This window comes from Paraplanobispora takensis (assembly GCF_016863195.1).
Lineage (GTDB): Bacteria > Actinomycetota > Actinomycetes > Streptosporangiales > Streptosporangiaceae > Planobispora > Planobispora takensis.
This window is the reverse complement of the sequence record NZ_BOOK01000038.1, coordinates 69,302-93,755: the sequence shown is the minus strand read 5'-3', so window position 1 is coordinate 93,755 and position 24,454 is coordinate 69,302. Positions and strand designations below refer to the sequence as shown.

The window sequence follows — 24,454 nt, the reverse complement described above, 5'->3', positions numbered from 1 at the left end:
CTTGTGTTAGACGTCTGTCCAAGAATCCGGGTAGAGTCGGCGGCATGGGCAACCGAGAAGACCTGCTGGACGGCGCCAGGCGTTGTCTGCTGGAGAAGGGCTACACGCGCACGACCGCGCGTGACATCGCGCAGGCGTCCGGGGTCAGCCTGGCCGCCATCGGCTATCACTTCGGCTCCAAGGACGACCTGCTGAACGAGGCGCTGCGCGGCGCGATCGAGGAGTGGGGCGACCGGATCGCCGCGGCGATGGCCGGCGCGGCGCCCGCCGAGGCCGGCCCGGCCGAGCGGTTCGAGGCGACCTGGGCGAGCATCCTCAAGACGTTCGCTCAGACCCGGCCGCTGTGGGCGGTCCAGTTCGAGGTCCTGGCCCACATCGAGCGCACACCGGAGCTGCGCAGCAGCTTCGCCGCCGCCAACCGCCAGGCCCGCCTGGGCCTGGCCGAGCTGTTCGGCGTCGAGGTGGAGGCGCTCGGCCCGCGCCGGGCGGAGACGGTCGGCGCGTACTTCCAGGCCCTGCTGTCGGGTACGGCCGCCCAGTGGCTCATGGACCCCGACGGCGTGCCGTCGGCGGGCGAGTTGCTGGAGGCCGTACGGACCTTCTCCGCCGGGCTGGGGCCCGCGGAAGGCGCCGGATGACCGGTGTCCTCGCCGCCGTCAGGCGGGCCGGGGGACGATCGGCAGGCCGGAGCGCAGGTCGTCCAGGACGCCGGTGAAGCAGGCCTCCGCCTCGCTGAGGGCGGACCTCAGCAGGGCGGGATGTGCGCCGGGCCGGGCCGTACCGGCCAGCTGCTCGATCTCGGCGCACAGCGCCGCGACGGAGCTCACCCCCAGGTTGGCCGCCGCGCCCTTCAGGGCGTGGGCCCGCTGGGCCGTCGCGGCGTGATCCGCGGCGGCGATGGCCGCGTCGAGGTCGGCCAGCATGACCGGCGCGCGCTCCAGGAAGGAGACGACGAGCCTGCCGATGAACTCGATCTCGTGCGCGCTGCCGTCCTCCACCAGGTCCGCGATGCGCGTCCGGATGCTCAGCGCGGTGCCGGCGGTGTCAGGGGCGGTCATCGCGACCACCGCCGGGGGAGGGGGCGGCGTACGCCATGGCCGCCCCGGGTGCCGGGAGTGCCGGATGTGTCGAGGGCGCCGGTCGGCGGGGCGGGGTCATGCCGCCACCGGGGTCGCCCCCGGGGCCGTGCCCCTCCCGGAACCCTGCCCCTTCCCCGGGCTCCTCCCCGTGCCCGTGTCCGCCTCCGGCGCGGTCGCTCTTGCGCCCGCGTCCGGCGCGTTCGTCCTCGTGCCCGCGTCCGGCGCGTTCGTCCTCGTGCCCGCGTCCGGCACGACGGCCCAGACCGGCTCGATCAGCTCCACGATGTGCTTGTAGTTGGTCAGCCGCTCCAGGAGCATCTCGGTGACCAGGATCCCGCGGCCGATGAGCACCAGGCCGTTGACGGCGACGATGTCCTCGGCGATGCGCATGCCGACCTCGAGCTCGCCGATGCGCAGGGCGTGCACCGTCTCGTGCTCGGCCTCGATCCCCCGGATCCGGCGCAGCGCGGCCAGCACCGGGCCGTCGTGGTCGCCCTGGTCGGCCATCGCGGCGATGGCGTGCTCCGCGGCCACGCCGCGGCTGGTGAAGGCCTCGAAGTCGGTCGCCGCGCGCAGTACGGCGACGGCCGCGGCGACCACCGGGTCCGCCTCCTCCGGGGCGTGCCAGTGGACGCCGCCGGCGGGCCGGAGCCCGCGGATGATCTCGATGACGTTCTCGAGCATGGGCACCTCGCCGAGCAGCCGGATCGCGGTGCCGGGCATGGCGTCGATCATCTTCTGCTCGTCCTCGGGCAGCGGCATGCCCCGGTCCAGCTTCTCCAGCACGCTGGGCGGCAGGGTCACCGCGCCGAGCTGGGAGGCCATGGCCGCGACCTCGATCTCCCAGGCGTTGCCCAGGCCGAGCTCGCCGCACAGGGAGCCGACCAGGTCGCGGATGCGTCCCGCGCGGGCGAAGGCCTGGGGGCTGGCCAGCTCCAGACAGCCGAACAGCGCCTGCAGGCTTCCGCGGAGGGTCTTGTCCAGGATCTCCCGCTCGGCGCTGACCAGGCGGTGCTGCTCCAGCGCGTCGCGGACGGTGGCGCGCAGCTCCCGGGTGGGGCAGGGCTTGCACAGGAAGCGGAAGACCTGACCGGTGTTGATCGCCGAGATGGCGGAGGTGAGGTCGCCCTGGGCGGTGTGCAGGACCCGGGTGATGTCGGGATACTTCAGCCGCACGTGCCCCAGCAGCTCGATGCCGTCCATGTCGGGCATCCGCATGTCGCTGATGACGACGGCGACGGGCCCCCCGTTTTCGAGCATCTCCAGGGCGGTCAGGCCGTCGGGCGCGGTGATGACGCGGTAGTCCGTGCCCAGCTGGTGGGTGAGCGTCTCCAGCACGGTCGGCTCGTCGTCCACCACAAGGACGGAGGGCGTCTCGCCGGTGAACACCGAGGAGCGCCGCCACAGTTCGTTCGACTCGTTCGACATCGCAATCCCGTTCTTCTATGCCTGCCCCTCTGGTCGGCTCGGGCGCGCGGTTCCTGAGGGCAAACGGCGGGCCGTTGCGCAAGCTCCGGCCGGACGGGGCTGCGGACCGGGTCAGCGCTCGATGAGGGTGACCTCCAGGGAGTAGTGGGAGGCCCGGTAGACGTGGGAGCCGTGCTCGACGGCCCGGCCCTGGTCGTCGTAGGTGGTGCGGACCATGGTGAGCAGCGGCGCGCCACGCCGTTCGTCCAGCAGCCGGGCCTCGGTCGCGCCGGCCGCCCGGGCGCCTATCCGCTGGTTCGCCACCCGCATGCGGACCCCGGCCGAGCGCAGCAGCTCGTACAGGCCGCGTTCCTGCAGGCTCTCGGCGGCCAGCGGCGCCAGGCCCGAGGGCAGCCAGTTGTGCAGCAGCGCCAGCGGCTCGCCCCCGGCGTAGCGCAGGCGTTCCATCCGCAGCACCTCGGTGCCGGGCGGCACGCCGAGGACCGCGGCGATCTCCTCCTCGGCCGGCAGGGACTCCAGCGAGAGCACCCGGGTCGCGGGCTCCTGCCCGGCGCGGCGCAGGTCGTCGTAGAGGCTGGTGAGCTCCACCGAGCGCTTGACCTGGCCGTGCACGACCTGCGTGCCGACGCCGCGCTTGCGCACCAGCAGGCCCTTGTCCACGAGGTACTGGATCGCCTGGCGGATGGTGGGCCGGGACAGGCCCAGGCGGTCGGCCAGGAGGATCTCGTTGTCCAGCCGGGATCCCGGGGGCAGGTCGCCGCGCCGGATCGCCTCGGAGATCTGCTCGGCCACCTGGAAGTACAGCGGCACCGGGCTGGACCGGTCCAGATCGATGGCGAGATTGGCGGTCATCGGCCCCTCCTGAGGCTGCGCTGCGTGATCAGTTTAGTGGACATCATAATGTCCTGACAAATGAGGTCAGCGTACTGGTCAACTGTGAGGTAACCGTGTCCTGGCAGGGCCTTACCTGCTTCTCTGGAGGTGCGCCGATCCCGAGACCGCCCCGTGTCCCCCGCGCCCGTCCGGCCGGGCCGGCAGGGCGAATCCCGCATGGGAGGCGGCGGAGCGGGAAGTGAGGGCCGGACAGCCCCCCGACCAGGCCGCGGACGTCACTGGAGGACAGACATGGACCCGACCACCTCGCGTGAGCTGTCGGAGATCGCGGGGCAGGCCGCCCGCGCGGTGGGCGACCGGCTCCGCAAGGCCTTCAGGTCACGGCCCTCGGTGGAGACCAAGAAGGACTTCCACGATCCGGTGACCGAGCACGACCGCGCCGCCGAGGAGACCATCCGCGAGGTCCTCGCCGAGCGCTGCCCGGGCAGCACGGTGGTGGGCGAGGAGGGGGGCACCGCGGCCGGAGCCGCGGGGGAGTCCGACGGGAGCGGGATCCGGTGGTACGTCGACCCGATCGACGGCACGGCGAACTTCGCCGCGGGGATACCGTTCTTCTGCGTGTCGATCGCCGCGGCGGAGGGCGACGAGGTGGTCGCGGGAGTGATCTACGACCCGCTGCGGGAGGAGATGTTCCACGCCGACCTGGGCGGGGCCTGGTGCGACGACGTACGGCTGCGCAGCGCGGGGGCGGCCCGCGACCGCGAGGCGGTGCTGCTGAGCAGCTATCCCGGCCCCCACGACCTGGCGGCCGACGGCCGGGAGGCGCTGCTCCGCTTCGGGCGGATGGTGGAGTCGTTCGCCTCGGTCCGGCGTCCGGGCAGCACCGCGCTCAAGCTGGCCCACGTCGCCGGGGGCTGGGCCGACGTGGCCTACGGCTCCGGCGTCAGCCCCTGGGACGTGGCCGCCGGGGCGCTGCTGGTCCGCCAGGCCGGGGGCGCCTACCTTCCCTTCGGCGGGGCGATCCTCAAGCCCGGCGGCTACATCGCCCACGTGGGCGGCTTCGACCTGGACGGTTCGGTCATCAGGGAGATCGCCTTCCCGGACGCGGGCCGTACGGCATGAGCCCGGCCCCGCTGCGGGAGCCGGTCCGCACGGAGCCCGGTGTCCCGTCCGGCGGGGCGGCCGTGGGGGCCCCGCCGGACGGCGGGCGGGGCCCGTCACCGGGATCCCGCCGGAGCGCGGTCAGCGGCGGGGGTTCCAGCCGCGGGTGTCGACGGCCAGGTCGTGCAGGCCGGCGACCTCGTCCCACTCGACGAACTTGAAGTTGGTGTTCTCCCGGTCGCCGTCGGCGGGCAGGTTGGCGCCGTCGTGGACCACCAGGAGGCCCTCGTCGAACTTCTCGCCGAGCGGCACGTTCATCACCATGGCGCCGTCGCTGTGCTCGGCGGCGTCGATCCCGTCGTCGGCGCCGACGCGGAACTGCCCGAGATAGGCGTTGGAGCCCTCGCGCCGGTAGACGGCGAAGGTGCTGTCACCCTGGCTGGAGGCCAGCAGGTACCCCTTGCCGCCGGCGCGGTGGTAGACGGTCAGCCCTTCGGCGTCGGCCGTCAGGTGCCTGCCGCCGAAGCCGGGGTCCACGCCGAAGGCGCACTCCTCGGTCCCGGGGTCGTAGGTGCCCGGCACGCCGTACCCGCGCACCTTGTCCATCAGCACCGGCTCGCCGGTCAGGTCGGCGCGCATCCTCCAGATGCCCACCGTCTCCTGGGCGGCGTAGAGCACGTCCCGCTCGGCGTCGACGACCATGCCCTCGACCTGCGGCAGCTCGCCGGGCTCCAGGCACGGGCTCCAGGTGTTCCCGTCGGGCAGGGTGAAGGAGGAGGGCAGGCTGATCTGGCGGACCTTGTCGTAACCGATCCTCCCGCCGGCGGTGGTCTTGAGCCTCAGCAGCGCGACAGTCGTCTCGTGCCGCCGGCTGACCAGGACGTAGGCGCCGGTGGAGTCCTTCCAGGCGGCCAGGCCGTAGGCGGTCTCGGCCTCGTTGACCTGCTCCTGCGTGGTGTTGAAGACGAACGGCACGGCCGGGTCGGTGACGTCGGCCAGCGGGGCGCGCCCGGCGGCGGCCGCGGCCGGGTCGACGGCGTAGAGGCGGATGTGGTCGCGGCCCCGGTCGGAGACGGCGATCAGGTCCCGGCCGGCGAAGCCGTACAGGACGTCGGCGTTGTTGAAGCGGCCGGGCTCGTCGTCGTCGCCCGGGGCGGCGGGCGCCGGGATGTGCTGCAGCCGCGCGCCCTTGAGGTCGTAGGCGTACAGGCCGCCCTCCTTGGCGGTGGCGGCCACCACGCTCTTGCCCGGTCTGGTGGGATGGACCCAGATCGCCGGGTCGTCGCCGTTGGCGTTGCCTCCCGCCTCGTCGTCGAAGAGGGCGGGGGTCTCGACCTCGGGGTGGGCGGTGGGCACGCTGTCGGCCCCGGCGGCATGGGCCGCGGGTAAGGCGGTGACCAGGCACACGGCCAGTGCGGCCAGGGAGAGTCGTGACAGGGGACGCATGGCGCCTCCAGGTGGGGGTCGGGCTGATCGGCGCTCGATCATCTTGATGTCACGTTAACGAGAGGTGAATGACTGAGCAATATTACGTTCATATGTCATGACATAAGGATGAATGTCATGTCATGGGAAAGGCATCGGTCTCGGCATAGGTCCTAATGTCACGACAAACTGTTGACACGAAGGTAATGCCGCGGTTACAAACCATGCACGGGGGTTCCAGCGAAACGACGCGCGGGAGGCTTGCCGATGAAGCGGACGACAGGGCTGGTCGTGGCGGCCGTGCTGGGGTTCTTCGCCCTGGGCGGCTGCTCATCGGGAGGGCAGGACGGCGGCGCCCAGACCGCCGGTTCTCCCACGAGCGCGGCGGCCGAACCGCCGCCCGGTGGCGGCACCTTCGCCGTCATCACCCACGCGGCCTCCGGAGACGCCTTCTGGGACGTGGTCAAGAACGGCGCCGAGGCCGCCGGCAAGCAGTACGGCGTCACGGTGAGCTATCAGGGCGACGGAGACCCCGCCCGCCAGTCACAGCTCATCGACCAGGCGGTGAGCCAGAAGGTCGAGGGCATCGTGGTCTCCATGGCCAACCCGGACGCGCTGAAGGAGTCCATCGGCAAGGCCGTGGCGGCGAAGATCCCGGTGATCACCATCAACTCGGGCGGCGACAAGTCCAAGGAGTTCGGCGCCATCACGCACGTCGGCCAGTCCGAGGACGTGGCCGGGCGGGGCGCCGGCGAGCAGCTCAAGGCCGCGGGCGTCAAGAAGCTGCTCTGCGTGATCCACGAGGCCGGCAACGTCGGCCTGGACCAGCGCTGCAACGGCGCGACCGAGGGGCTGGGCGGCACCGTCGAGCGGCTGCAGGTGGAGGGCACCAACCTCGCCGACGCCACCTCGAAGATCACCGCCAGGCTGCAGTCGGACACCTCGCTCGACGGCGTGCTCACCCTGAACCCGGCCGTCGCCGTCGCGGCCCGCGACGCCATAGCCGACTCGGGCTCCAAGGCGAAGCTGGGCACCTTCGACCTGTCGGGCGACGTGGTCACCGCCATCGAGGACGGCGAGATCCTGTTCGCCGTGGACCAGCAGCAGTACCTGCAGGGCTGGCTGCCGATCACCTTCCTCACCCTCTACGCGAAGAACCTCAACACCGTCGGCGGCGGCCTTCCGGTGAACACCGGCCCCGGCTTCGTCACCAAGGACAACGCCGAGCAGGTCGCCAAGCTCGCCGAGAGCGGCACCCGGTGACCGGCGGCGCGGCCGGCCCGCCCGGCGGGCGTGGCGCGTACGGCCCAGATGGGAACCGTGGCGCGTACGGCCCGCCTGGGAACCGTGGCGCGTACGGCCCGCCCGGCGGGCGGGCCCGCGGCCGGGAGGGCCGGGCATGACGGTGGCCGACGAGCGGCTCGCCGGGACCGGCCTGGCCCGGCGGCTGCTGATCCGCCCCGAGCTGGGCGCGGTGGTCGGCGCGATCGTGGTGTTCGCCTTCTTCGCCGGCCAGTCGGAGACGTTCCGCTCGATCGACGGGGTGGCCAACTGGCTGGACCCGGCCTCCACGCTCGGCATCATGGCGGTGGCCATCGCCCTGCTGATGATCGGCGGCGAGTTCGACCTGTCGGCCGGGGTGCTCACCGGCAGCACCGGACTGATCATGGTCATCCTCTCCACCCGGTACGGCCTGTCGGTGTGGACGGCGATGCTCGTCGCCCTCGTCGTGGCGCTGCTGGTGGGCTTCCTCAACGGGATGATCGTGGTCCGCACCAAGCTGCCGAGCTTCATCGTCACCCTCGGCACCTTCCTGATGCTCCAGGGCGTCAACCTGGGCGTCACCAAGGCGCTCACCGGCACCGTCCAGGTGAGCGGGCTGCGCCGGGCCGAGGGCTACGACCAGGCGAGGGCTCTGCTGGCCGGGACCTTCTCCCTCGGCGGGACCGACTTCCGCGTGGCCATCCTGTGGTGGCTGGGCATCACCGCCCTGGCCACCTGGGTGCTCATGCGCACGAGGCCGGGGAACTGGATCTTCGCGGTGGGCGGCGACGAGCGGGCCGCCCGTGCGGTCGGGGTGCCCGCCGACCGCACGAAGATCGCGCTGTTCATGACCACCGCCGTGGCGGCCTGGCTGGTCGGCTCGATCCTGGCCCTGCGCTTCACCTCGGTGCAGGCCAACGCCGGACTGGGCCAGGAGTTCGTCTACATCATCGCGGCGGTCATCGGCGGCTGCCTGCTCACCGGCGGGTACGGCTCCGCGGTCGGGGCGTCCATCGGGGCGCTGATCTTCGGCATGGCCGACAAGGGCATCGTCTTCCTCGGCTGGGACGCCGACTGGTTCAAGTTCTTCCTGGGCGCGATGCTGCTGCTGGCCACCCTCGCCAACCGGCTGGTGCGCCGCTACGCGGAGGAGGTGCGGCATTGAGCGCGACGGGAGACGCGCCCGCGCCGCGGGAGGCCGGCGCGGAGACCCCCGCGCCGAAGGGCGCCGACGCCGAGTCCTCCGTGCCGGCGGAGGCCGGCGGGACCCACGGGACGCGGGGTGGGGCCGGCTTCGCCGTACCGCTGCTGGAGACCCGTGAGTGCGGCAAGACCTTCGGCGGGGTGATCGCGCTGCGGGAGGTCTCCATGCAGGTGCGCGCCGGGGAGGTCACCTGCGTGCTCGGCGACAACGGCGCGGGCAAGTCCACGCTCATCAAGATCCTGTCGGGCGTGCACCCGCCGGACTCGGGCGTCTATCTGGTGGACGGCGCCCCGGCCGCCTTCACCAGCCCCCGCGACGCCCTCGACCGCGGCATCGCCACCGTCTACCAGGACCTGGCGATGATCCCGCTGATGTCGGTGTGGCGGAACTTCTTCCTCGGCTCGGAGCCCTCGCTCGGCCGGGGCCCGCTGCGCCGCTTCGACGTGGCCCGGGCCAAGCGCACGGTCCGCCGGGAGCTGCACTCCATGGGCATCGACATCCGCGACGTCGACCAGCCCGTGGGCACGCTGTCCGGCGGCGAGCGCCAGTCGGTGGCCATCGCCCGCGCGGTGCACTTCGGCGCCCGCGTGCTGATCCTGGACGAGCCCACCTCCGCGCTGGGCGTCAAACAGGCCGGGGTGGTGCTGCGCTACATCGCCCAGGCCCGCGACCGCGGCCTCGGCGTCGTCTTCATCACCCACAACCCGCACCACGCCTATCCCATCGGCGACCGCTTCCTGCTGCTCAACCGGGGCGCCAGCATGGGCGAGTACGGCAAGGCCGACATCACCCGCCAGGAGCTGACCTCCCTGATGGCCGGGGGAGCGGAGCTGGAGCAGCTCGCCCACGAGCTGAGCCGCGACGAACCGCCCGGCGGGCCGAAGCGGACGCTTTAGAGCGTGGCGGAGGAGCTTTCGGATCTTGGCCGGCCTGTCCGCGCGACCACGGACCTCGATGTCGTCGAGGCGGCCTCGGCCCGGCGCCGGATCGTCAGCGGGGGAACAGCTCGAAGCCGATGCAGGGGCGGTCGCCGAAGCGGGCGGCGTCATGGGAGGTCATCCGCTCGATGAAGGTGCGGCAGTAGCTCTCCGGGTCCTCGCCGGTGAGCGCCTCGATGTAGGTGCGGTGCTCCAGCAGGGAGCGGATCGCGCGCTCCACGCCGCCGCTCACGGCCACGGCGTGGGTCGGGCGGGGGGATCCGGCCACGGCCACCCACCGCACGCCGTTCCACGGGGCGAGCCCGCCGGCGGCCAGTTCGGGGAAGATCCAGCGGTTGCCCGCGTCCGCGGCGGCGTCCAGGACCGCCCGGCCGACCGCCCGGTGGTCGGGGGTGTTCCACGCGTTGTCCCCCCAGGTGTCGTGGTGGTTGAGGGTCAGCACCAGCTCCGGCCGGTGGCGCCTGATCGCCGCGGCCAGGTCCTTGCGCAGCGCCGGGCCGTACTCCACGGCCCCGTCCGGATGGCTGAGGAACTCCACCGACGTCACCCCGACCACCGCGGCACTGGCCCGCTGCTCCTTCTCCCGCAGGGGGCCGGCCTTGTCCGGGTCCATGGTGTCGATCCCGGCCTCGCCCCGCGTGACCAGCAGGTAGGAGACCTCCCGCCGCTCGTCGACCCAGCCGGCGATCGCCGCCGCCGCGCCGTACTCCAGGTCGTCGGGGTGGGCCACGATGGCCAGGGCCCGCTGCCAGTCGGTGGGCATCGCCTCGAGCTGCTCCGTCATCAGGACTCCCAATACGAATCTACTTTGTAAAGACATGGGGACGGACCGGTCCTCCCCCGGTACGGGACCGATTCCCCACAGCGGAGAGCCAATCACGAAGCCCGTGCCGAATCGAGATCGAAATGCCCGCCCGACCGGGCAATCCGCAGGTCGCTCTGCTCCGAATCAGCCCCGTACGCGTCCGGCCGACGGCGAGGAGGGGCTGCATGAGGGCGGAACACGAGCCGCGGCCACGGGAGGATCGCGGGAGGCCGGGGCTGGAGGAACTGCTGGAACGGGTGGCACGGGGTGATCGCACGGCCTTCGAGCGAGTGTACGAGCAGGTCGCGGGGCCGGTGTACGGCGTCGTCCTGCGCGTGCTGCGCGATCCGGCCCAGTCGGAGGAGGTCGCCCAGGAGGTGCTGGTGGAGGTGTGGCGCGGCGCGGCGCGCTTCGAGTCCTCGCGCGGGTCGGCGATGTCGTGGGTGATGACGATCGCCCACCGCCGCGCCGTCGACCGGGTGCGCTCCGCCCAGGCCGGCACCGATCGGGAGACGCGCGCCGCCCGGCTGGAGGTGCACCGGCCCTATGACGAGGTCGCCGAGTCGGTGCAGACCCGGCTGGAGCGCGAGCGGCTGCGCCGGTGCCTGGACGGGCTGACGGAGCTGCAACGCGAGTCGGTGACGTTCGCCTACTACGGCGGATACTCCTACCGTGAGGTCGCCGAGCTGCTGAAGGTGCCGCTGGCGACCGTGAAGACCCGGATGCGCGACGGGCTGATCCGCATGCGCGACTGCCTGGGAGTTGAACGATGAACGGCGCGCTGAGCGGGCGTGACCCGCACACTCTGGCCGGGGCGTACGCCCTCGACGCCGTCGACGACGCCGAACGGCTCCGCTTCGAGGAACACCTGGAACGCTGCGCCGAGTGCGCGCAGGAGGTGCGCGGGTTCACCGAGACGGCCGCCCGCCTCGGCCACGCCGTGGCCCTGGCGCCCCCGCCCGGGATGCGGGAACGGGTCCTGGCGCAGATCGGGCATGTCCGCCAGCTGCCCCCGGTCGTGGCGCTCCCCGTCCCGGAGATCCCCGAGGTCCCCGAGGCGCCGCCGTCGCCGAGGGCGCGGCGGACGGGACGGTCACGGCGGTCCGGGCCGGCGTGGTGGCCGAAGCTGACGGCGGGGCTGACGGCCGTGAGCGTGGCCGCCGCGGTGGTGCTCGGGGTCATGGCGATCCGGGCCCAGGACCTGCTGGACATGAGCAGGCAGGACAACCGGCAGATCGCCGCCGTGCTGGCGGCGCCGGACGCGCGGGCGGTCACCGGCAGGACGGACACCGGGGGCAGGGCCAGGGCGGTGATCTCCCGTTCCCGGGACAGGCTGGTGTTCGTCTCCTCGGGGCTGTCCCCGCTGCCGGAGTCCAGCACCTACCAGCTGTGGCGGATCGGCCCGTCGGGCACCACCTCGGCCGGGCTGCTGCGGCCCGACGCCTCGGGAGGCGATCCGCCGCCCGTCGTCGTCGAGGGCATCGGCGGGACCGCCACGATGGGCGTCACGGTCGAGCCTGCGGGCGGGTCGCGGCAGCCCACCTCCACGCCGCTCATCATGCTGACCCTGCCCGAGGCCTGACCGCTCCCGCCGGTAGCCTGCGGTGGTGGCCGAGCCGTACCTGACACTGGAAGAACCGATCGAGCACGAGATCGAGATCAAGGGATCGCGGTTCATCTGCCTGCTGGCCCCCGCGCCCTCCGAGCAGGCCGCCCGCGCGGTCGTCGCCGCCCGCAAGGAGCTGCACCCCGACGCCACGCACAACTGCTCGGCCTACGTGATCGGCGGGGACCGGCGGGTCCAGCGGGCCGACGACGACGGCGAGCCCGGCGGCACGGCCGGCGCGCCGATGCTGGAGACGCTGCTGCGCCGGGGGATCGGCGACGCGGCGGCGGTGGTCACGCGCTACTTCGGAGGGGTGAAGCTGGGCGCGGGCGGGCTGGTCCGCGCCTACGGCGGCGCGGTCGCCAAGACGCTGGACCTGGTGACCCCGGTGACGATGGTGCCCGCCAGGGCCATGGCGGTGACCGTGGACCACGTGCTCGCCGGACGCCTGGAGAACAGCCTGCGCGCCTCGTCGTACGAGGTCAGGAAGGTCGTGTACGGCGCGCAGGTCGCCCTCGACGTGGTGGTGCGCGAGTCGGGGCTGGAGTCCTTCCCCGACGTGATCGCCACCCTGACGTCCGGCCGGGCGGTCATCGAACCGGGCGAGACGGTCTACCTGCGCGGCGGCGACCGCTGAGCGCCCCGCCGCGGCGGGTGGCGGGTTTCGGACCTCGTGGCCGGCCCGGCGGGAGGAGGGGCCGTATGGGGCGATGATGGGAATCATGCTGATCCGTCATCGCGGCCATGAGCCGATCATCGATCCCTCCGCCTACGTCGCGCCGACCGCGACGCTCGTGGGGCGAGTGCGGATCGGTCCCCGGGCACGGGTGATGTACGGGGCCGTCCTCGACGCCGAGGAGGGCGCGATCGAGGTCGGCGAGTGCGCGATCGTCTGCGAGAACGCCGTGCTGCGCGGTGAGGTGAGGCTGGGCGACCACGTCTTCGTCGGCCCGCGGGCGACCCTGCTGGGCTGCGAGGTGGCACGGTGCGCCTATCTGGCCACCGGGGCGACCGTGCTGCAGGAGGCGGCGCTCGGAGCGGGGGCGGTCGTCGCGGTCGGCGCCCTGGTGCACGCGCGCACCACGCTGCCGGAGGAGTTCTTCGTGCCGCCGAACACCGTCGCCGTCGCCGGGCGGGTGTACGCGCCCGGCGATCCCGGCCTGTCCGAGGCGATCAGGGGAGTGGAGTTCGCCAAGGTGGCGTTCGGGGTCGACGCCGGCTGGGAGGACCGGATCGGCCGCTACGAGCGGATCGCCGAGGTCCGCTCGGCCCAGTTCGCCGCGCACGCCGACGACGAGATCGTGGGCTGAACGGCGGCCGCCTCACCGGTGTCCTGGGTCGCCGGTGTTCCGTGTCACCGGTGTTCTGCGCCGGTGGTGAGGTCCCATATCCGCACGGTGCGGTCCTGGCCGCCGGTGACGAGGACCGCTTTCCCGTCCAGCTCCGTCGCCGTCGCCGTCGCCGACAGGACTCCGCCGGTGTGACCGGTGAGGGGCCGGCCGATCGGTTCGCCGGTGGCAGGGTCCCACAGTCGCACGGTGCCGTCGTTGCCGCCGGAGACGACGACGGTGCGGCCGTCCAGCTCGGCGGTCGTCACCGTCATGACCTCGCGGGTGTGGCCGGTGAGGGGCCGGCCGATCGGTTCGCCGGTGGCCGGGTCCCATATCCGCACCGTGTGGTCGTGGCTGCCGGAGACGACGACGGTGCGGCCGTCCAGCTCGGCGACCGCCACCGTGTGGACCTCGTGCGTGTGCCCGGTCAGCGGAGCGCCGACGGCCTTGCCGGTGGCCGGGTCCCACAGCCGCACCGTGTGATCGCGGCTGCCCGCGACGACGACCGTACGGCCCCCGATCCGCGCCACCGCCACCGCCTCGACGCCGCCGGGATGGACGACGGGCGGGCCGGCGGGCTCGCCGGTGGCAAGATCCCATGACCGCACCATGCCGTTGTAGCCGCCGGAGACGACGATCGCACCGTCCGCCGACTCGGCGGCGGCCACGGATTCGACCCATCCCGTGTGGCCGGTGAGCGGGACGCCCACGGGCTCGCCCGTGGCCGGGTCCCACACCCGGACCGTGCGGTCGTCACTGCCGGAGACGACGACCGTACGGCCGCGCAGCCGCGCGGTCGTGACCGACGAGACGCCGTCGGTGTGGCCGGTGAGGGGCCGGCCGACCGGTTCGCCGGTGGCAGGGTCCCACAGCCGCACGGTGCGGCCGTCACCGGAGACGACGACGGTGCGCCCGTTCAGGCGGGCGGTGGCCACCGTCCAGACCGGCTCGCCGTGGACGGGCGGCGTGCCGGCCGCGGTCCGGCCCGGGGAGCCGTCAGGGGAGGAATCGCGGGAGGAGGCGGACGGGGACAGGGGACCGGGGTCCCGGGGGACCTCCGGTTGCCGCAGCCACAGGATCGCGGGGACGAGCAGGAGCGCGGCGGCGGCCGTACCGGCCACCAGAAGCCGCCGCCGGGCGGGACCGGCCCCGCGTGGTGCGCCGCCCTGTCCGGCGGCGGCCGCAAGGGGGCCGCGGGGACTCCCGGCCCGGGATCCCCCGGGCCGGGCATCGTCAGGCCGGGATCCCCCGGGCCGGGCATCGTCAGGCCGGGAGCCCTCGGCCGGGGCATCGGCGGGCCGGGCGTCAGGCCTGGGGTCGGCTGGGCGGGGGACGCGCAGGGTGCCGTCGGTGAGGTCCAGGCCGGCGGGGGCCTCGCCGGTGAGGTCCAGGCCGGCGGGGGCCTCGCCGGTGAGGGCCGGGTCGGCGGGGGCCTCGCCGGTGAGGGCGTGCAGCGCGGCGGTGACGGTGGGGCGGGCGGCGGGGTCCTTGGCCAGGCAGGCGGCCAGCAGCGGGCGCAGCCGGTCGGGTACTCCGGTCAGGTCGGGCTCTCGGTTCAGGACGGCGCCCATCACCGCGGCGGGCGTGGCGCCGGAGAAGGCCGGACGGCCGGTGGCGGCGTAGACCACGGTGGCGGCCCAGGCGAAGACGTCCGAGGCGGTGCCGGCCTCCTGCCCGTCGAACTGCTCCGGCGAGATGTAGGACGGGGAGCCCATCAGCTCGGATCGCGTGGTGGTGTGCTCCAGCAGGCGGGCGATGCCGAAGTCGACGACCACCGGCCCCTCCGGCCCCATGACCACGTTGCTGGGCTTGAAGTCCCGGTGGACGACTCCGGCCCGGTGGACGGCGGCCAGAGCCGTCAGGGTCGTGATCGCCAGCCGGTCCAGGCCGCCCCCGGTCCGCGGCCCGTCGGCCGCGACCAGCTCCCGCAGGGACGGCCCCGGCACGTACTCGCTGATCAGATAGGGGCGATTGCCGACGACGCCGGTGGCGACGACCTGGGCGGTGCAGAAGGCCGCGACCGCGCGGGTCAGCTCCGCCTCGCGCAGGAATCGCCGCCGGAGGCCGGGGTCGTCCGCCATCCGGGTGTGCAGCAGCTTGATCGCCACCTTGGCGCCCGAGGCGGAGAGCCCCAGATGGACGACGCCCTGTCCGCCCTCGCCCAGTATCCCGGCCAGCCGGTAGCCGCCGATCTCCGCGGGGTCGCCCGTGCCGGGCGGGCTGGGGTCGGGCACCGCGCACTTCCTCTCGCCGTCCGGCCGTCCTCGATCCGGGAGACGACGATAGACGCCGTCCCCCGGAGAGGGGAATCAGCGGCGGCCGGGATCGCGGGGGCCGCCCCGGCGGGGCGGGCGCTCGGGTTCTGCGGGCGCTCCCCGCTCAGGAAGCCCTCGCCGTCGCGCCGGCGGAACGGGCGCGTGCGGCGCCGACGAGTTCCCGTACGGCGGGCGCGACCTCCGCCGCGAAGCGCTGCAGGTCGGCCGCGGAGTCGCTCATCAGGGTGTAGGTGCTCATCCCGTGCTCCAGGGTGAGCCCGGCGAGCTGCTCGGCCCAGTCGCGCGGCGAGCCGCCGAGGAAGCCTCCGCCGGGGCCGAAGCGGCCCTCGACGTTGTAGAGCCGCCGGATCTGCGCCGGATCGCGCCCGGCGTCCTCGGCCGCCCGGTCGATCACGGCGTTCATGCCGCCCAGCTCGCCGGGGGGTGCGTAACCCGAGCTGGGCAGCCAGCCGTCGGCCTTGGCGCCGGTCAGCGTCAGCATGCGCCGCTTGTAGGCGCCGAGCCAGATCTCCACCGGGTGCGCCGGCGCGGGACCCGGCCGGGCGGCCTTGATCCGATAGTGCCCGTCCAGCGGGCGCAGCGGGCCGCCCTCGGTGTTCCAGATCGCGCGGATGATGTCGATCGCCTCCGACAGCGCGTCGACGCCCTCGCCCGGCGTCAGGGACGGCCCGCCGATCGAGGCGATCGCTTCGAGGAACCCGCCCGGGCCGAGGCCGAGCTCGACCCGGCCGCCGGTGAGGACGTCGAGGGTGGCGACGCTGCGGGCCAGCACGACGGGGGGCCGCAGGGGCAGGTTCGCCACGTTCGGCGCCACGCGGATCCTGGAGGTCCTGGCCGCCACCACCGACAGCAGCGTCCAGGTGTCGAGGAAGTTCGCCTGGTACGGATGGTCCTGGAAGCTCACCAGGTCGAGCCCTTCGCGCTCGGCGAGCGAGGCCAGCGAGAGCACCTCTGCGGCCCGGGCGGTGATGGGCGTGATGAAGGCACCGAACCGGAGCTCATGCCCGTAGTCGGTCATATGTCATTCCCCTGCGTCGTCGAGCCGTCCCGTCGGGTGGCCGGTCGCCGGTCCGTTTCGGTCCCCTCCCTCTCGGGGAGCGCCGGCGGACCTCTTCAAGAACGCTAACGGGAGGGGCCCGCGGCGATTTCTTCGACAGTGCGCGATCAAACAGGCGCATCGCGAAACTATGAGATACATCACACCCGCCGCCGGAGGCGATGGGTGCGGGGGCCCTGCGGCGATGGCTCCCACCTGCCCGCCGGGAGGTTCCGCGACCTGTCGCCGGAGCGTCGATTTTCCGCTCTGACGTGCGGAAACACCGGAAAACCGCAGGCCTCCCCGGTGGGCCGCCCGGCCGTCACGCTCCCGTACCGGGCTCCTGGGGTTTTCCGCATCCCCACGCTGGGGTGATCGCCAGGAAGGTCCGGCGGTACGCCTCATGCACGGCATACCCCCGGGTCTCTAGCCTTGTCTCATGAGTTCATCGACTGTCGACGGGGTCGCCGGGTGGGCGATCAGCATTATGGAGACCCTGGGAGCGCCCGGGGCCGGGATCGCGATCGCCTTGGAGAACCTGTTCCCTCCGCTGCCCAGTGAGGTGATCCTGCCGCTGGCCGGGTTCACCGCCAGCAAGGGGAACATGGGCCTGTTCGACGCGGTGCTCTGGACCACGCTCGGCTCGGTGATCGGCGCGCTGGTGCTCTACGGGGTCGGCGCGCTGCTCGGCCGGGAGCGGGTGATCCTCATCGCCTCCAAGCTGCCGTTGATCAACGTCGCCGACATCGAGAAGACCGAGGCGTGGTTCGCCAGGCACGGTAAGAAGACGGTCTTCTTCGGGCGGATGATCCCCATCTTCCGCAGCCTGATCTCGATCCCCGCCGGGGTCGAGCGCATGCCGCTGTCGATCTTCACCCTCCTCACCCTGATGGGCAGCCTCATCTGGAACACGGCCTTCATCATGGCCGGGTACGCCCTCGGCGAGAAATACCACCTGATCGAGCAGTACATGGGGATCGTCTCCAAGGCCGTGCTGGGCATCGTCCTGCTCGCCGTCGTGATCTTCATCTGGGTCCGGCTGGTGGACCGGCGCAAGGGCAGGCACCACGCCCGATGACGGCGTGGGCGGCGACGGCGGCCAGGACGCTGGCCGGGCTCGCGCTCGGAGTGCCCTCGGCCCTGGCCGAGCTGGTCTTCCTCCTCGTGGCGGGCCCGTCGCTGCTCCTGCCCGCCGCCCGGCCGCCCGTGCTGGCGGGAGCCGTACGGCTGGCGGCCCTGGAGGTCGCGCGGCTGGAACTGCTGGGCGGGACCGGGATCTCCGGCTACGACGGCCGCCGGGCGCTGCGTTACCTCGCCGCGCGGCTGCCCGCCGCTCTGCTGGCGGCGGGGGTCCTGCTGCTGCTGGTCACCGGGATCGGCACGGGGACGACGATCGCGTGGACGTGGGGCCGGGGGGAGGCCTTCGACGGCATGGAGCCGGAGCCGCTGATCGTGGTCTACATCGCGGTCGCCGGTCTGGTCCTGCTCTTCCTGGAGATCATGGGCATCGTCGGCCTGGCCGTACTCGAACGCAGGATCGCCGTGGCGACGCTGGGCCCGAGCCGCACCGAGCAGCTGCACCGCCGCATCGCCGAGCTGGCCGAGACCCGCGCGGGCGTCGTGGCCGCCGTCGACCAGGAGCGCAGGCGCATCGAGCGCGACCTGCACGACGGGGTGCAGCAGCGCCTGGTCGCGCTGGCGATGCTGATCGGCCGCGCCCGCCGGGGCCGTTCACCCGAACTGCTCGACGAGCTGCTCGGCCAGGCCCACACCGCGGCGCAGGAGGCGCTGGGCGAGCTGCGGGAGGTCGCCTGGCGGGTCTACCCCAGCGGCCTGGACACCCTCGGCCTGCACGACGCGCTGGCCGGCGTCGCCGAACGCGCGGGGATGCCGGTGACGATCAGATACGGCCTGCGCGAGCGCCCGCCGGGGCCGGTGGAGGCGGCCGTGTACTTCGTGGTCAGCGAGGCCGTCACCAACGCGGCCAAGCACGCGGGCGCCCGCGCGGTCACCGTCGAGGTCACGGGGAAGGTCACAGAGAAGGTCACAGGGAAGCGCGCGGGAGACGGCGTGCCGGGCGGCGGAACGGCCGGGACCGCAGGGGGGCCTCCCGGAACCGCCGGGCGGCGGAGCGTGGTGGTGCGGGTGGAGGACGACGGCGAGGGCGGCGCCGACCCCGCGGGCGGCGGCCTGTCCGGCCTGGCCCGCCGGGTCGCCGCGCTGGACGGCGGCCTGCGGGTGGACAGCCCGCCGGGCGGGCCCACCGTGATCACCGCGGAGCTCCCGTGCGGGTGATCCCGGCCGCACCACGTCATCCGGGCGGCTGAGCGGACCGCCCGAGCGCCTGACCAGGTCACTTGAGCGCCTGGCCGGGCTGCCGGCCGCCATGAGCCCGGGTTCCCGGCCGTCCCGTCGTCCTGTTTCCGGCGTTACCCTCTTCTCCGCAAACCGACTAGTCGGTACGTTGAGGCGGACGGCAAGGAGGGCAGCTCGATGACGACGATCCACGGCAGCTGCGACGACCGCTTCGACGGCGTGCGCAAGGCGTTCGAGGAGAACTTCTCCGCCCGCGGCGAGCTCGGCGCCGCGGTCACGGTGACGGCCGGCGGCAGGACCGTCGCCGACCTGTGGGGCGGTCACGCGGACCCGGGGCTCACCCGCCCGTGGGAACGCGACACGCTGGTCAACGTCTGGTCCACCACCAAGGGCGTCGTCGCCCTGTGCGCCCACATGCTGGCCGACCGGGGAGAGCTGGACCCGGACGCCCCCGTCGCCTCCTACTGGCCCGAGTTCGCCGCCGGGGGCAAGCAGGACGTGCCGGTGCGCGACCTGCTCTCGCACCGGGCCGGGCTGTCCGGGCTGCGCGAGCCGACCTCCCCGGCCGACCTGCTCGACTGGGAGCTGATGACCTCGCGGCTGGCGGCCGCCGAGCCGCTGTGGGAGCCCGGCACCCGCTCGGGATACCACGCGCTGACCTACGGGTACCTGGTCGGCGAGGTCATCCGGCGGGTGAGCGGGCGCACGGTCGGGCGCTTCCTGCGCGAGGAGGTCACCGGGCCGCTCGGGCTCGACTTCGCCGTGGGGCTGCCGGAGTCGGAGGACGGGCGCGTCGCCCAGCTTGCCCACGCCGCCCCGCCTCCGGGCAGTGAGCAGGCGGAGATCTTCGCCCAGATGCACCCGGCCGCGATCGCGGCCCTGGCCAATCCCGTCTTCGGCGCGGAGGAGGCCAACGAGCCGGCCTGGCGCCGTGCCGAGGTGCCGGCCGCCAACGGGCACGGCACGGCGCGGGCGGTGGCCGCGCTGTACGGCGTCATGGCGTGCGGCGGGTCGTGGGACGGGCGCCGGCTGCTGTCGCCGGAGGCCGTCGAGCGCGCCAGACAGGGGCAGGGACCGTGCGTCGACCTGGTGCTCGGCGCCGGGTTCGGCGGCGAGACGGAGATCGCGCTGGGCTACTGGCTGAGCGGTCCGCGCGGATCGTACGGCCCCAACCCCCGCGCCTTCGGCCACGACGGCTACGGGGGCTCCTGCGGTCTGGCCGATCCCGAGGCGCAGGTGAGCATCGGCTACGTCATGAACCGCATGGGGCCGCTGATCGCCGACGACCCGCGGAAGATGGCGCTCATCGAGGCCGTCTACGCGGCATTGTGACCCGGGCCGTCCGCACCGGCGCCCGCGCGCCGGCCCGGACGGGGTCTCAGCCCTCCAGGGCGTACTGCATGACGCGGAGCTTGGCCTGGGCCTCGGCCAGCTCCGCGGCCGGGTCGGAGCCGCCCATGATGCCGCAGCCGGCGAACAGCCGGGCCCTGGAGCCGGTGATCTGCGCGCAGCGCAGGGCGATGCCCCACTCGCCGTCGCCCCGGGCGTCGATCCAGCCGACCGGCCCGGAGTAGCCTGCCCTGTTCATGCCCTCCAGCTCGCGGATGACCTCCAGCGCGGTCCGGGTGGGCGTGCCGCCCACGGCGGCCGTGGGGTGCATGGCCTCCACCACGTCCAGCACCGAGGCCCCCGCCGCCAGGCGGCCGGTCACCGGGCTGGCCAGGTGCTGGACGTTGGACAGCACCAGCAGCTCCGGCTCCTCGGGCACCTTCAGCTCCGAGCAGAGCGGGTCGAGCGCCTCGCGGACCGACTCCACCGCGCAGGCGTGCTCCTGGCGGTCCTTCTCCGAGGCGAACAGGGCCGCGCCGCGGGCCACGTCGTCGGCCGGGCCGGTGCCGCGGGCGGTCGTGCCGGCCAGGACCAGGGACTCGATGGTCTCGCCCGTACGGCGGACCAGCAGCTCGGGGGTGGCGCCGACCAGGCCGGCGCAGGAGAAGGTGTAGCACTCGGGAAAGCGCCGGGCCAGGCGGGACAGCAGCACCCGGACGTCGATCGGGTTCTCGGAGACGGCGGTCAGGTCGCGGGCCAGGACGACCTTCTCCAGGCGTCCGGACTGGATCTGCCGTACGGCCCGCGCCACGGCGTGCTGCCACTCCGGCGCGGTCAGGCTGCCGTCGCCGTACCGGATCCTGCCGGGGTCGCCCAGCGGGCTGACCGTGTCGAGGCGCTCCTCGCCGATGGTGGTGAACCAGGCCCGGCCGTCGCGGCGGGCGAGGATCGCCCGGGGTACGACCAGCACGGAGCCGGCGGAGCGGGGGTCGAAGGTGAACGAGCCGAAGGCGACCGGGCCGGAGCCGGGGGCCCGGACCTCGTCGTCGACGTGGGCCTCACCGAGCGTGGCCGCCAGCCAGTCGCGGGCCCAGGCGAAGCGGCCGGGGCCGGGCGGGACCCTCACCCGCGCGGCCTCGCCCCAGGCCACCAATCCCTCGCCGTGCCTTATCCAGGCATAGGGAGCGACACCGGGCAGTCGTGAGATCAGGTCACCGGGGTCGCCGACGGCCGTGGTTCTCACGACGAGAGGACGGGTCAATCCGAGAGTGGCTCTCACCCGTCCCACTTTATGCGGAAACTGAACGTGTTCGACGAGGGGCCCCCGGTAAGCATGTCCGCAGGAGGCTGTCAAGAAAACCAAGGGAGTCGGTCAACCCCCGGCGTGTCCCTGTACTGCGGTGATACATCCGAATCACAACTGATCACGAACCGGAGGCGCCATGATCCGCAGGACTGTGACCACATTCACAGGGGCGGTGGCCCTCACGGTCACCCTGGTGGCCCCGGCTCCCCCGGCGACGGCCGCCGCCCCGTGGCGCCCCGTGGTCATGGCCGCGCTGGGAGACTCGATCACCTCGGGGTTCAACTCCTGCGGCTGGTACGTCTCGTGCACCTCGCGCTCCTGGGCGAGCGGGGACCACGCGGGCGTGATGAGCCACTACCTGCGCCTGAGCTCAGGGATCCAGGCGCTGAGCGGCCACAACCTCAACCTCGCCGCCCCCGGGGCGACCAGCGCCGACCTCGCCGGGCAGATGGCGCGGGCGGTGACGCGCCGGGCCGACTACGTGACGATCCTGATCGGCGCCCAGGACGCCTGCGTGTCCCAGGAGCGGGCGATGACGCCGGTCGAGGTCTACCGGCGGCGGCTGGCCGAGGCGTTGCAGGCGTTCCGGCGGGCCAGGCCGGACGGGCGGGTGTTCCTGGCGAGCATCCCCGACCTCAGGCGGCTGTGGCAGGTGGGCAAGGACAGCCCCGTGGCGCGCGGGTTCTGGGCGGTCGCCAGGATCTGCCCGACCATGCTGGCCAGGCCGGTCTCCAGCGCCGCGGCCGACCGGGAGCGCAGAGACCGCGTGCGCGCCCGGGTCGCCGCCTACAACGCCGTCCTGGCCCGGGTGTGCGCCGCCTACGGCCCGGCGTGCCGGTTCGACGGCAACGCCCTGTTCGACTATCCGTTCACGCTGGACCACCTCAGCCGGTGGGACTACTTCCACCCCAACGCCGCCGGTCAGAGGTTGATCGCGGCACGGACCTCCGCCGCGATCGACGACTGGATCCCCGGCCCCGCCCGGGAACCCGCGCCCTGAGTCCCGCCAGAGCCTGAGTCCCGTCAGAGGAAGAGGGAGCAGATGGCCCCCCGCAGCGGGGCCGGCCGCCCGGTGCGCTCCTCGTGGCGGTCGGCCCCCGCCGCGCAGGCCAGTACGGCGCGCACGCCGAGCGCGCGCAGGGGTTCGGGCTCCCAGCGCCCCGCCCGGGCGCGGGTCCAGGCGAGCCGGGCCTCGGGGACGTCGGCGCCGGTGACCAGCGCGGCCAGCGAGCCGCCGGCCAGATAGGCCAGGGTGACCCCGTCGCCGCCGTACCCTCCGGCGTAGCCCAGCCCGGTCGCCGGATCGAGGTGCACCGACGGCTCGCCCCGGCGGTGCAGCCCGAGCACGCCCGACCAGCGGTGGGTGATCGCGGCCTCTCGCAGGACGGGGAACATGCCGACCAGTCGGTCGCGGAGCGCGGCGTGGTCGTAGGGGGCCTCGCCGTACCCCGCCCCGCAGCCGCCGATCACGATCCGGTCGTCGGCGGTGCGCTGCATGTAGGGGAACAGGCGGCTCAGGTCCGCCACGGTCTCGCGGCCCCGCCACCCCAGCTCGGCCCAGACCGGCGCGGGCAGCGGCTCGGTGGCCGCGACGCACGAGGTCAGGGTGAGCACCCGGCTCCCGGGGGTGTAACCCTCGGTGCACACGAGCACGTACCGGGCGCGCACGCTCCCGGTCCGCGCATCCGCGATCCGCGGGTCCGTCCCCCCGGCCGGTCCGCCCGCTCGCCGGAACGCGGCGGGGGTCTGTCCGGTCCGGGCGCCGCCCCGGCTCACCGTGCGGACCAGGCCCGGCCGGGCCTCCACGACGCGGGTGCCCTCGTGAACGGTCACCCCGAGGCGCTCGACGGCCTCCGCCAGGCCGCGTACCAGCTTGCCGGGGTGGAGACGGGCGCAGTGCGGGGTGTGGGCGGCGCCCAGCACCCCCTCGGCGCGCAGCCGGGCACGGGCCTGTCCGGCGGTGAGCAGGCTCCAGCCGTCGGGGCGCGAGCGCGCCGCCGCCAGCAGGCGGCGCAACTGGGGGCGGTTGCGGGCCAGATAGAGGGTGCCGCCCCGGTGCCAGTCGCAGTCGATCCCCTCGGCCCGGAGCACGGCCTCGATCCCGTCGAGGGCGGCGCCCGCGGCCCGGCGCATCTCCTCGGCGGCGGCCCGGCCGTGCCTGCGGGCCAGGACGGCGGCCTCGACCGGCAGTTCGGCCGAGCACCAGCCGCCGTTGCGGCCGGAGGCGCCGTACCCGGCGTGCTCGGCCTCCAGGACGACGACCTCCAGTGAGGGGGCGAGCCGCTTGAGGTGGTAGGCGGCCCACAGGCCGGTGTATCCGGCGCCGACGACGGCGACGTCGGCCTCGGCGGGACCGTCGAGCGGGGGACGGAGGCGGGGGGCGGCGGCCCAGATATTTTCCATCATGATCTTCATGATAAATTACGGATGTGACGGGCAGACGTGGAAGGCCGCCCAAGGCCGGGCGGCGCGAGGAAGTCCTGGAGGCGTCCCTCGCGCTCGCGGCGCGCACCGGGATCGAGGCGCTCACCCTGGGGGAGCTGGCCGCGGCGCTGGGTGTGAGCACCTATGTGCTCACCTACCACTTCGGTTCCAAGGACCGGCTGCTGGCGGCGATCGTGGAGCGGGTCGAGACGCGCTTCCAGGCCGAGCTGGCCGCCCTGGCCCGGGAGCTGGCCCCGGCCGAGCTGCTGCGGCGCTACTGGGCGGCGGCGGGCGGGGAGTCCGCCGACGGCATGATGCGGCTCTGGCTGGAGATCGTGGTGCTGGCCTCGCGCGACCCGGAGCGTTTCCCGGGCTTCCTGGAGCGGGCCGCGCTGGGATGGCGCGAGGCCCTGGTGCCGGTGCTGGGCGAGGCGGGGTGGGCGGGGCCGCAGGAGGCGGCGACGCTGGTCGCGGCGGCGGTCACCGGGCTGGAGGTGCACCGGCTGATGGAGCCCGGACGGGCCGATCGGGCGATGGGCCTGCTGGTCTCCATGCTGGAGTCCGGCGCCTTCGGGGCCTTCGGCGCGATCGAAGACGCAGGGCGCTCCGAGGAGCCCCGCCCCGGAGGCCGCGGGACGGCGCCGGACGGCGCCGCCCCGCAGGCTCCGAAGTGATCGGGAGCCGGAAGGCCCGGAAGGCACCGGCTCTCCTGACGGCACCGGCTCCCGCGGGACCCCGCCGAGGCTTCCCCCT

General features: G+C 73.8%; 23 protein-coding genes. 14 read left to right on the top strand and 9 right to left on the bottom strand.

Going from position 1 to position 24,454, the window contains the following annotated elements:
• The first annotated feature begins 44 nt into the window (after positions 1–44).
• Complete coding sequence (locus tag Pta02_RS26560; protein ID WP_203877659.1) at positions 45–638, top strand: TetR/AcrR family transcriptional regulator; 594 nt, start codon at positions 45–47, stop codon at positions 636–638.
• Between the two features lie 18 nt (positions 639–656).
• Here the strand turns inward: Pta02_RS26560 and Pta02_RS26555 are convergent, their stop codons facing one another.
• The 3 genes from Pta02_RS26555 to Pta02_RS26545 all read right to left on the bottom strand — a co-directional run bounded on the left by Pta02_RS26555 (position 657) and on the right by Pta02_RS26545 (position 3,359).
• Positions 657–1,058, bottom strand: a complete 402-nt coding sequence (locus tag Pta02_RS26555; RefSeq protein ID WP_203877658.1) for an Hpt domain-containing protein — start codon at positions 1,056–1,058, stop codon at positions 657–659.
• 96 nt (positions 1,059–1,154) lie between these two features.
• Positions 1,155–2,507: a response regulator gene (locus tag Pta02_RS26550; protein ID WP_203877657.1), complete on the bottom strand. Its 1,353-nt coding sequence runs from the start codon at positions 2,505–2,507 to the stop codon at positions 1,155–1,157.
• A 111-nt stretch (positions 2,508–2,618) separates the two neighbouring features.
• Positions 2,619–3,359 carry a GntR family transcriptional regulator gene (locus tag Pta02_RS26545; RefSeq protein ID WP_203877656.1) on the bottom strand — a complete coding sequence of 247 codons (741 nt, stop codon included), beginning with the start codon at positions 3,357–3,359 and terminating at the stop codon, positions 2,619–2,621.
• A 273-nt stretch (positions 3,360–3,632) separates the two neighbouring features.
• Here Pta02_RS26545 and Pta02_RS26540 point away from each other — a divergent pair, with 273 nt between their 5' ends.
• Entirely contained in the window at positions 3,633–4,463 is an 831-nt protein-coding gene (locus Pta02_RS26540) for an inositol monophosphatase family protein (RefSeq protein WP_203877655.1), read from the top strand.
• Positions 4,464–4,583: 120 nt separating this feature from the next.
• Here the strand turns inward: Pta02_RS26540 and Pta02_RS26535 are convergent, their stop codons facing one another.
• Positions 4,584–5,888, bottom strand: coding sequence for a phytase (locus Pta02_RS26535; protein WP_203877654.1), 1,305 nt, complete (start codon positions 5,886–5,888; stop codon positions 4,584–4,586).
• A 246-nt stretch (positions 5,889–6,134) separates the two neighbouring features.
• On the opposite strand from Pta02_RS26535, the gene Pta02_RS26530 reads away from it, so the two are divergent.
• The 3 genes from Pta02_RS26530 (at position 6,135) to Pta02_RS26520 (ending at position 9,230) form a co-directional block, all read left to right on the top strand.
• Positions 6,135–7,130, top strand: coding sequence for a sugar ABC transporter substrate-binding protein (locus Pta02_RS26530; protein WP_203877653.1), 996 nt, complete (start codon positions 6,135–6,137; stop codon positions 7,128–7,130).
• A 136-nt stretch (positions 7,131–7,266) separates the two neighbouring features.
• Positions 7,267–8,295, top strand: a complete 1,029-nt coding sequence (locus Pta02_RS26525) for an ABC transporter permease (protein ID WP_203877652.1) — start codon at positions 7,267–7,269, stop codon at positions 8,293–8,295.
• An 80-nt stretch (positions 8,296–8,375) separates the two neighbouring features.
• A complete protein-coding gene (locus Pta02_RS26520) occupies positions 8,376–9,230 on the top strand; it encodes an ATP-binding cassette domain-containing protein (RefSeq protein ID WP_203877730.1) in 855 nt (284 codons plus the stop codon).
• A gap of 94 nt (positions 9,231–9,324) precedes the next feature.
• Here Pta02_RS26520 and Pta02_RS26515 read toward each other — a convergent pair whose 3' ends face one another.
• A complete protein-coding gene (locus tag Pta02_RS26515; RefSeq protein WP_203877651.1) occupies positions 9,325–10,056 on the bottom strand; it encodes a PIG-L deacetylase family protein in 732 nt (243 codons plus the stop codon).
• Between the two features lie 206 nt (positions 10,057–10,262).
• Here Pta02_RS26515 and sigK point away from each other — a divergent pair, with 206 nt between their 5' ends.
• The 4 genes from sigK (at position 10,263) to Pta02_RS26495 (ending at position 12,993) form a co-directional block, all read left to right on the top strand.
• Entirely contained in the window at positions 10,263–10,850 is a 588-nt protein-coding gene (sigK, locus tag Pta02_RS26510) for an ECF RNA polymerase sigma factor SigK (RefSeq protein WP_203877650.1), read from the top strand.
• The gene (locus Pta02_RS26505) at positions 10,847–11,659 is read left to right on the top strand and encodes an anti-sigma factor (protein WP_203877649.1); all 813 of its coding nucleotides are present in this window, start codon (positions 10,847–10,849) and stop codon (positions 11,657–11,659) included. The genes sigK and Pta02_RS26505 overlap by 4 nt, the downstream gene beginning before the upstream one ends.
• 25 nt (positions 11,660–11,684) lie before the next feature.
• Positions 11,685–12,320: a YigZ family protein gene (locus Pta02_RS26500; protein WP_203877648.1), complete on the top strand. Its 636-nt coding sequence runs from the start codon at positions 11,685–11,687 to the stop codon at positions 12,318–12,320.
• An 85-nt stretch (positions 12,321–12,405) separates the two neighbouring features.
• Positions 12,406–12,993 (top strand): gamma carbonic anhydrase family protein, encoded by a 588-nt coding sequence (locus Pta02_RS26495; protein WP_239131238.1) that lies wholly within the window; start codon positions 12,406–12,408, stop codon positions 12,991–12,993.
• A gap of 44 nt (positions 12,994–13,037) precedes the next feature.
• On the opposite strand, the gene Pta02_RS42020 is transcribed toward Pta02_RS26495, so the two are convergent.
• Both Pta02_RS42020 and Pta02_RS26485 read right to left on the bottom strand, forming a co-directional pair.
• Positions 13,038–15,248: a WD40 repeat domain-containing serine/threonine protein kinase gene (locus tag Pta02_RS42020; RefSeq protein WP_203877646.1), complete on the bottom strand. Its 2,211-nt coding sequence runs from the start codon at positions 15,246–15,248 to the stop codon at positions 13,038–13,040.
• 145 nt (positions 15,249–15,393) lie between these two features.
• Positions 15,394–16,308 carry an LLM class flavin-dependent oxidoreductase gene (locus Pta02_RS26485; RefSeq protein WP_203877645.1) on the bottom strand — a complete coding sequence of 305 codons (915 nt, stop codon included), beginning with the start codon at positions 16,306–16,308 and terminating at the stop codon, positions 15,394–15,396.
• A gap of 457 nt (positions 16,309–16,765) precedes the next feature.
• Between Pta02_RS26485 and Pta02_RS26480 the strand changes: the two genes are divergently transcribed.
• The 3 genes from Pta02_RS26480 to Pta02_RS26470 all read left to right on the top strand — a co-directional run bounded on the left by Pta02_RS26480 (position 16,766) and on the right by Pta02_RS26470 (position 19,974).
• Positions 16,766–17,404 (top strand): DedA family protein, encoded by a 639-nt coding sequence (locus Pta02_RS26480; RefSeq protein WP_203877644.1) that lies wholly within the window; start codon positions 16,766–16,768, stop codon positions 17,402–17,404.
• Positions 17,401–18,621, top strand: coding sequence for a sensor histidine kinase (locus Pta02_RS26475; protein ID WP_203877643.1), 1,221 nt, complete (start codon positions 17,401–17,403; stop codon positions 18,619–18,621). Before Pta02_RS26480 ends, Pta02_RS26475 begins: the two co-directional genes overlap by 4 nt.
• A gap of 198 nt (positions 18,622–18,819) precedes the next feature.
• Positions 18,820–19,974 (top strand): serine hydrolase domain-containing protein, encoded by a 1,155-nt coding sequence (locus Pta02_RS26470; RefSeq protein ID WP_203877642.1) that lies wholly within the window; start codon positions 18,820–18,822, stop codon positions 19,972–19,974.
• A 46-nt stretch (positions 19,975–20,020) separates the two neighbouring features.
• Here the strand turns inward: Pta02_RS26470 and Pta02_RS26465 are convergent, their stop codons facing one another.
• Positions 20,021–21,214 (bottom strand): isochorismate synthase, encoded by a 1,194-nt coding sequence (locus tag Pta02_RS26465; protein WP_239131237.1) that lies wholly within the window; start codon positions 21,212–21,214, stop codon positions 20,021–20,023.
• 214 nt (positions 21,215–21,428) lie between these two features.
• Between Pta02_RS26465 and Pta02_RS26460 the strand changes: the two genes are divergently transcribed.
• Positions 21,429–22,277, top strand: coding sequence for an SGNH/GDSL hydrolase family protein (locus Pta02_RS26460; RefSeq protein WP_239131236.1), 849 nt, complete (start codon positions 21,429–21,431; stop codon positions 22,275–22,277).
• Positions 22,278–22,300: 23 nt separating this feature from the next.
• On the opposite strand, the gene Pta02_RS26455 is transcribed toward Pta02_RS26460, so the two are convergent.
• Entirely contained in the window at positions 22,301–23,683 is a 1,383-nt protein-coding gene (locus Pta02_RS26455; protein WP_203877639.1) for an NAD(P)/FAD-dependent oxidoreductase, read from the bottom strand.
• A 23-nt stretch (positions 23,684–23,706) separates the two neighbouring features.
• Between Pta02_RS26455 and Pta02_RS26450 the strand changes: the two genes are divergently transcribed.
• On the top strand, positions 23,707–24,375 hold the full coding sequence (locus Pta02_RS26450) for a TetR/AcrR family transcriptional regulator (RefSeq protein WP_203877638.1): 669 nt from the start codon (positions 23,707–23,709) through the stop codon (positions 24,373–24,375).
• Positions 24,376–24,454 lie beyond the last annotated feature (79 nt).